The organism is Cellulophaga sp. (genome assembly GCF_039943695.1).
Classification (GTDB): domain Bacteria; phylum Bacteroidota; class Bacteroidia; order Flavobacteriales; family Flavobacteriaceae; genus Cellulophaga.
On record NZ_JBDVAA010000137.1, the window covers coordinates 1 to 7,855 of the forward strand.

Genomic DNA, 7,855 nt, shown 5'->3' on the forward strand with positions numbered 1-7,855 from the left:
TAAAGGATCTGCTTTTGGTGAGTTGAAAAAAGTGGCATCTGGAGGAGAGCTTTCTCGTATTATGTTAGCTATAAAGGCAGTTTTAGCTAAATATGAAGATTTACCAACCCTTATGTTTGATGAGATAGATACAGGAGTTTCTGGAGAAATATCTAACAGAATGGGAGTTATTATGCAAGAGATGAGTAGTAGTATGCAGATATTCTCCATTACACACTTGCCGCAAGTAGCATCTAAAGGTAATCATCATTACAAAGTATATAAAGAAGATAAAAATAACGTAACGCACACGCAAATGAAGCAACTTACTACAGAAGAAAGAGTAGTGGAGTTAGCAGAAATGTTGGGAGGTAAAGATTTATCAGATTCTGCTATTGCACACGCAAGGCAGTTATTGAATTAGAAGCATTGCATTCTACTTTTTTTGAATATCTTTACGCGCACATAAAAATTACCAAAATAAACAGCAAATGGCATACAATTTATTAAAAGGAAAAAGAGGTATTATATTTGGAGCATTAGATGAAAATTCTATTGCTTGGAAAACTGCAGAAAGAGTACACGCAGAAGGTGGTACTTTTGTGTTAACTAACGCACCTATAGCAATGCGTATGGGGCAAATAAAGCAGTTGGCAGAAAAAACAGGATCAGAAATTATACCTGCAGATGCAACTAGCGAAGAAGATTTAAACAACTTGGTAGCAAAGGCTACAGAAATTTTGGGTGGTAAATTAGATTTTGTTTTACACTCTATAGGAATGTCTGTAAACGTAAGAAAAGGTCGTGCTTATACAGATGAGAAGTATGATTTTACAGCAAAAGGTTGGGATGTTTCTGCATTGTCTTTTCATAAAGTAATGCAAAGTTTATATAAAGCAGATGCAATGAACCAGTGGGGAAGTATTGTAGCTTTAACTTATATGGCTGCACAACGTACATTTCCAGATTATAATGATATGGCAGATAATAAAGCATATTTAGAATCTGTAGCTCGTAGTTTTGGTTATTTCTTTGGTAAAGAAAAGCAAGTACGTGTAAATACAATTTCTCAGTCTCCAACGCCAACTACAGCAGGTCAAGGTGTTAAAGGTTTTGGTGGTTTTATTGCTTATGCAGATAAAATGTCTCCTTTAGGTAATGCAACTGCTCAGGATTGTGCAGATTATACTGTTTCTTTGTTTTCAGACCTTACAAAGAAAGTAACTATGCAAAACTTATTTCATGATGGTGGTTTTTCTAACACAGGAGTTAGCCAAGAGGTAATAGAGCATTTTACAGAAGAATAAGAATAATATAATATAGTAAGAGCCATCCTTTTTTTGGGGTGGCTTTTATGTTTACAGTGGTACTACATGAATTTTTTGTTTTCTTTTATAGTTCCGGTTTATAACAGGCCTAATGAAATTAGAGAGTTGTTGCAAAGTTTAGAGCAACAAACCTACACAAAACCTTATGAGATTGTTATTGTGGAAGATGGTTCTACTATTAGCTCAGAGGAAGAGGTTTCTCGTTTTTCTAGTTTACCAATATCATATTATAAAAAAGAGAATTCAGGACCAGGAGATTCTAGAAATTACGGAATGCGAAAAGCTAAGGGTAATTACTTTATAGTCTTAGACTCAGATTGTATTTTACCATCACATTATTTAGAAACAGCAGAAGCATCACTGCAAAAAGACTATGTAGACTGTTACGGCGGGCCAGATGCGGCACATGAATCTTTTTCTACAGTACAAAAAGCAATTAATTACGCAATGACATCGTTTTTTACAACAGGTGGTATACGCGGAGGTAAAAAGGCAGTAGATAAATTTCAGCCTCGTAGTTTTAATATGGGTATTTCTAAAGAGGCTTTTGAGCAAACTGGTGGCTATGGTAATATTCATCCTGGTGAGGACCCAGATTTAACTATTAGAATTTGGAACAATGGTTTTACAACCAAATTAATTCCTGAGGCATATGTTTATCATAAGCGTAGAATAGACTGGAATAAATTTTACATTCAGGTAAACAAGTTTGGTATGGTACGCCCAATATTAAATAAATGGCATCCAGAAACAGCTAAAATTACGTATTGGTTTCCGGCTTTATTTTGCTTTGGGTTTTTAGTTTCACTATTGGCTTCGTTTTTAGGACTACCCTGGTTTTTATATTGTTATAGTTTGTATTTTACGCTGTTATTTATAGATTCGCTTATAAAAAATAAAAGTATTGTAATTGCGTTTTTATCTTTGGTAGCTGTAACAATACAATTTGTTGGGTATGGTTATGGCTTTTTAAAATCTACTTTAACTTTAAACTCAAGTAAAAAGACTGCACAAGAATTATTTCCTAAATTATTTTTTAAATTATAAAGGTGTTAAGTAAAATAAAAAACGGACTAAATAAACGTAAAGTGAAAATATTTTCACTGTTTTTACTATGTGCTACTATGGCGTGGTTTATTAGTAATTTGTCTGATTCTTATACAGCAAATACTTATTTTAATTTAGAGTACATAAACGTACCAGATAGTTTATTTTTTGCAGAAAAACACCAGACAGAAGTTCAGGTAAAAGTACACGCTGGAGGTTTTCAGTTGTTACGTTTAAATACTTTTAGAAAAAATATTAAAGTAGATTTAAAAAGTGTAGAGCATAAAGGAGATAAGTTTTTTCTTAGACAGTCTGTGTTTAGGAAGCAAATAGAACAACAATTGCCCAACTCATTATCTTTAACAGAAGTTGGTTTTAGTGACACTTTGTATTTAGATTTGTATAAGTTGCATACAAAAAAAGTTCCTGTTATATCTAGTGTTAAAGTAGATTTAGCGCAAAATTATGTGCTAGATAAAGCACTTAAAATAACACCAGATTCTATAAAAATTTCAGGACCAAAAACAGAGATAGATTCTATTAACTATGTTAAATCAGAAGAATATGATTTTAGTAATATTTCTTCAAACTTTAAGCAAAAACTAGGTTTATTGTTACCGCAAGATCTAACCAATACAAAGTTTTCTAACGAGAGTGTTGTTGTTTCTGGTGAGGTCTTTCGTTTTTCAGAGAAAATAATTACAGTGCCAGTTACTGTGTTAAATTTACCAGAAGAAGTAAGTATTAGAACGTTTCCTAATAAAGTTTCTATTTTGTGTAAAGCAAAAGTTACAGATTTAAAAGAGGTTAAAGTGTCTGATTTTAGTTTAACTGCAGACTTTAATGATTATGTTGATGAAAACTCACCAATTTTAAAGTTAAAACTAAGTAAAAAGCCAGAGGGTGTATATAGTGCTAAGTTAAAAGAAGAAGCTGTAGAATTTATTTTAAATAGAAAATGAAAATAGTAGGTTTAACAGGAGGTATAGGTAGTGGAAAAAGTACAGCAGCAAAAATGTTTGCAGATTTAGGTGTTCCTGTTTATAATTCGGACCTAGAAGCTAAACAGTTAATGCATACTTCTGTTAGTGTTAAAGAGCAAATAGCAAGCCTATTAGGTAAAGATGCTTATGTAAACAATGTTTTAAATAGAGAATATATAGCAGAAAAGGTATTTGCGGATGCTAGTTTGTTAGAGCAACTAAATAATATTGTACACCCAGCTGTAAGAGAGCACTTTTTAGAGTGGACTAAAAAACAAGACGCACCCTATGTTATACAGGAAAGCGCAATTATTTTTGAAAATAAAAACCAAGATTTCTACGACTACATAATTTTGGTTACAGCACCTTTGGAAGTCAGAATTAATAGGATTTTAAAAAGGGATAATACTACACGAGAAAAAATTCTTTCTAGGATGAACAATCAATGGGCAGATGAAAAGAAAGAAAAAATGTCTGATTTTAAGTTAATAAATGAAGATATTGTAAATTTAGAGTTAAAAATAAATGAAATTCACTCTATATTAAGGAGCTTATCTTAATAATCGTTAAAGTTTAACTATTAGTGTTAAGGTTAGGTTAAACAGGAGAGACTATATATGTTAAAATCTTAATTTTGCCCAAATGAACAAGAAGTTATTGGTTGTACTTATTGTGTTAATGACCTTGTCTTTGCTAGGAATAATATTTGTTCAGGCGTATTGGATTAAAAAATCTATAGAGGACAAAGAAGAGCAATTTTATCAGACAGTATCTCAGGTACTAGATAATGTAGCAAGCAAAATAGAAACAAGAGAAATAAATGAGTATGGAGATAAGTTTATAGCGCTAAAAGATAGTGTTGGTAAACCATCAGAATACCAAATTAGAGATATTTTTTATAGAGAGGTAGATGAAGACTCTAGAGAAGTAACTATTTATAATCACGGAATATTAAAAGAGAATTACAATGTTCCACCTTCGTTCTTTGACAATGATCTTTTAAGTGATAGTACAACAACTATTACTAGTTATACAAGCAAAACTGTAGAAACTGTTTTAAAAGAAAATTTTGGTATGGATGGTAAAGGTTACAGCTTTACACCCATAAAAAAAATAACAAAATTTGGAGATATTTCTAGGTTTGAAAAATTACAGTTTGAGGAATCTTTTAGAGATGAGGCAAACAGAAGGCCAATGTATAAAAGGGTTTCTAAAAAAGAGATTAGAACAGCTTTAGAAAAAGAATTTAAAAATAGAAAAATTGATATTGATTTTGAGTATGGTATTTATAGCAAAGGCCTACCAACATCTGTAAAATCTAGAAAATTTAAATTTGACCCAGAAACAATAAATAGAACACCAATTTTTAGGGATAGTGAAGGAAAAACAGATTTTTCGTTGCTAGTTTCTTTTCCCGATAAAAAGGAATACTTAATTGGTTCTATTTTAGGAATGGCATTAATTACATTTTTATTTACCACTATTATACTAATAACGTATGTAGGTGCTATTTATCAATTAATTAGACAAAAGAAAATATCTGAAATAAAAACAGACTTTATTAATAATATGACGCACGAGTTTAAAACCCCAATTGCTACTATAAATTTAGCAGTAGAGGCCATTAAAAACCCTGCAACCATAGGAGATAAAGAAAAAGTTGGTCGTTACTTACAAATGATAAGAGACGAAAATAAAAGAATGCACGCACAAGTAGAGAATGTGTTGCGTATATCTAAATTGGAGAAGAATCAATTAGATATTAGTAAGGAAAGAGTAGATGTACACGACATAATTGAAGATGCTATTACACACGTAGAATTAATAGTAGATGATAGAGGTGGTTATATTAATACACACCTAAATGCAAAACGTACAGATGTTTTGGCTAATGAAATGCACTTTACCAACGTGTTGGTAAATGTTATGGATAATGCTATTAAATACTCTCCTGAAGCACCAAAAATTGATGTGTATACAGAGAGTACTAAAAATAGTATTGTTATAAAAATTAAAGATCAAGGGTCTGGAATGAGTAAAGCTGTTCTGAAAAAAGTTTTTGAAAAATTTTACAGAGAGCACACAGGAGATATACATAATGTAAAAGGGCACGGTTTAGGACTGGCCTACGTAAAAAAAATAATAGATGATCACCAAGGTGAAGTTTATGCAGAAAGCGAAAAAGGAAAAGGAAGCACTTTCTACATTAAATTACCTATAATTTAAGAGATATGGAAACAGTAAACAAGAAAATACTTTTGGTAGAGGACGATCCAAACTTTGGAATAGTTCTTAAAGATTATTTAGGAATGAATAATTTTGATGTAGTATTAGCTAAAAACGGAATGGAAGGTTTTGAAAAGTTCAAAAAAGACATTTATGATGTTTGTATTTTGGATGTGATGATGCCTTATAAAGATGGTTATACTTTAGCTAGAGAGATTAGAGAAAAGAATGAAAACGTGCCAATTGTTTTTCTTACTGCTAAAACAATGAAAGAAGATGTGCTAAAAGGTTATAAAGCAGGTGCAGATGATTACTTAAATAAGCCTTTTGATTCTGAAGTTCTTTTAATGAAGCTAAAAGCTATATTACAAAGAAAATCTTCTAATACTATGGCAGATAGTAAAAAGTTTGAGTTTACAATTGGTGATTTTAAATTGAACTCTAAACTTAGATTCTTAAAATTTAAAGAAGAAGAAGCTGTTAAATTATCTCCAAAAGAAAACGATCTTTTACGTTTGTTGGCTTTACACGAAAACGATTTAATGCCAAGAGAATTAGCATTAACTAAAATATGGAGAGATGATAACTATTTTACATCTAGAAGTATGGATGTTTATATAGCTAAGCTTAGAAAGTATTTAAAGAAAGATGAGAATGTAGAGATATTAAACATTCACGGTGAAGGTTTCCGTTTGGTAATTAAAACTGAAGAAGAGTCTTAAAATATTTTTATTATAAAATATACAAAACAAAAAACCATCCTATTTAAGGATGGTTTTTTTATGCTTATAACTTTTCTTTAATAGTTGCTATTATGTTTTTAGGATCATCATTAAAATTTACCCAAAGTGTTTCTTTATTTTTTTTAAACCAAGTAAGTTGTCTTTTAGCAAATCTTCTGGTATTTTTTTTAATTTCAGATAACGCAAACTCTAGCGTCCAATTACCATTAAAAAACTGAAATAGCTCTCTATAGCCAACAGTTTGTAGTGCGTTAAGGTTTTGGTATTCTGTTAGTGCTTTGGCTTCGTTTAATAAGCCATTTTGCTCCATTAGATCTACTCTAGTATTAATTCTGTCGTAAATAATTTCACGATCTGCCGTAATACCAATTGTAATTACATTAAATGGTCTTTTAGGTTTTTCCTGATTTAAAAAAGTAGAGTAGGGCTTCCCAGATCCAATACAAACCTCTAAAGCTCGTATTAATCTATGTGGATTGTCTTTATCTACTTTGTTGTAATATTCAGGATCTAAATTTTCTAATTTTTGTTGTAATGCAGTAATACCTTCTTTTTCAAATAAAGTATTTAAACTTACTCTAACACTAGCATCTATTTTAGGGAAACTATCTACGCCTTTGGTAACAGCATCTACATATAAACCGCTACCGCCAACAAGTACTACAATGTCTTTTTCTTTAAATAGATTGTCTAATTTTTTAAGCGCTTCTTTTTCAAAATCGCCAACAGAATAAGATTCTAAAATACTTTTATGCTGAATAAAATGATGTGGTACAGCAGCTAGTTCATCTTTATCAGGAACAGCAGTACCAATAGCCATTTCTTTAAAAAACTGACGAGAATCAGCAGATATTATTTCTGTATTAAAATGCTGTGCTAATGTAATTGCCAATTTTGTTTTTCCAATAGCGGTAGGGCCAACAACAGACAGTAGAGTTTTAGTATTCACTATGCTTCTTTTTCGTTTTCATCTTCATCTTCTTGGTTTAAGTTGTAGCCACACTTTCTACAATAATCAGCATCAGATCGTTTAATTTCACAACTACAATTAGGACAAGATCTTCCTTCGTCCATAGTTTTATTTGTGTTTAAGTTAGATGCGTACTCGGCAGATACAATACCTGTGGGTACAGCAATAACTCCGTAACCAATAATCATAATTAAAGTGGCTAAAAACTGCCCAAGTGGTGTTTGCGGAGAAATATCACCATAACCAACGGTAGTTAATGTAACTATTGTCCAGTATACACTATGTGGTATACTGTTAAATCCGTGGTCTGGACCTTCAATTAAATACATTAATGTACCTAATAGTACAGATATTATCAATACAAAAAATACAAAAACTGATATTTTGGTTCTACTTGCTCTTAATGCATTTATAAGTTTATTAGATTCACCAACAAAACGCACTAGCTTTAATATTCTAAAAACACGTAATAACCTTAGTGCTCTAAATGCTGTAAAATACTGCGATCCCATAAAAAAGAAAGCTAAATATTTAGGCACCGTAGATAAAAAATCTATAATACCAAAAAAGCTAAAAATA

Annotated in this window: 8 protein-coding genes and 1 pseudogene; 7 read left to right on the forward strand and 2 right to left on the reverse strand. The window is 31.1% G+C overall.

Features of this window, described 5'->3' with window-relative positions; genetic code table 11:
- From ABJD66_RS09355 to ABJD66_RS09385, 7 genes and pseudogenes are all read left to right on the forward strand, one after another.
- Nucleotides 1-403 (forward strand): annotated as a pseudogene (locus ABJD66_RS09355) (DNA repair protein RecN); the annotation flags it as partial.
- A 67-nt stretch (nt 404-470) separates the two neighbouring features.
- Entirely contained in the window at nt 471-1,286 is an 816-nt protein-coding gene (locus ABJD66_RS09360) for an SDR family oxidoreductase (RefSeq protein ID WP_303541448.1), read from the forward strand.
- A gap of 66 nt (nt 1,287-1,352) precedes the next feature.
- On the forward strand, nt 1,353-2,354 hold the full coding sequence (locus ABJD66_RS09365) for a glycosyltransferase (protein ID WP_348130770.1): 1,002 nt from the start codon (nt 1,353-1,355) through the stop codon (nt 2,352-2,354).
- Nucleotides 2,355-2,395: 41 nt separating this feature from the next.
- Nucleotides 2,396-3,316 (forward strand): YbbR-like domain-containing protein, encoded by a 921-nt coding sequence (locus tag ABJD66_RS09370; RefSeq protein ID WP_348130773.1) that lies wholly within the window; start codon nt 2,396-2,398, stop codon nt 3,314-3,316.
- The gene (gene coaE / locus ABJD66_RS09375; RefSeq protein ID WP_348130776.1) at nt 3,313-3,897 is read left to right on the forward strand and encodes a dephospho-CoA kinase; all 585 of its coding nucleotides are present in this window, start codon (nt 3,313-3,315) and stop codon (nt 3,895-3,897) included. The genes ABJD66_RS09370 and coaE overlap by 4 nt, the downstream gene beginning before the upstream one ends.
- An 82-nt stretch (nt 3,898-3,979) precedes the next feature.
- The gene (locus ABJD66_RS09380) at nt 3,980-5,563 is read left to right on the forward strand and encodes a HAMP domain-containing sensor histidine kinase (RefSeq protein ID WP_100895650.1); all 1,584 of its coding nucleotides are present in this window, start codon (nt 3,980-3,982) and stop codon (nt 5,561-5,563) included.
- A 5-nt stretch (nt 5,564-5,568) separates the two neighbouring features.
- On the forward strand, nt 5,569-6,285 hold the full coding sequence (locus tag ABJD66_RS09385) for a response regulator transcription factor (protein ID WP_100895651.1): 717 nt from the start codon (nt 5,569-5,571) through the stop codon (nt 6,283-6,285).
- Between the two features lie 64 nt (nt 6,286-6,349).
- On the opposite strand, the gene miaA is transcribed toward ABJD66_RS09385, so the two are convergent.
- Nucleotides 6,350-7,255, reverse strand: a complete 906-nt coding sequence (gene miaA, locus ABJD66_RS09390) for a tRNA (adenosine(37)-N6)-dimethylallyltransferase MiaA (protein ID WP_348130780.1) — start codon at nt 7,253-7,255, stop codon at nt 6,350-6,352.
- Nucleotides 7,255-7,855, reverse strand: a 601-nt coding sequence (locus tag ABJD66_RS09395) for an ion transporter (protein WP_348130783.1), incomplete at its 5' end; no start/stop codon positions are given. The genes miaA and ABJD66_RS09395, both read right to left, overlap by 1 nt.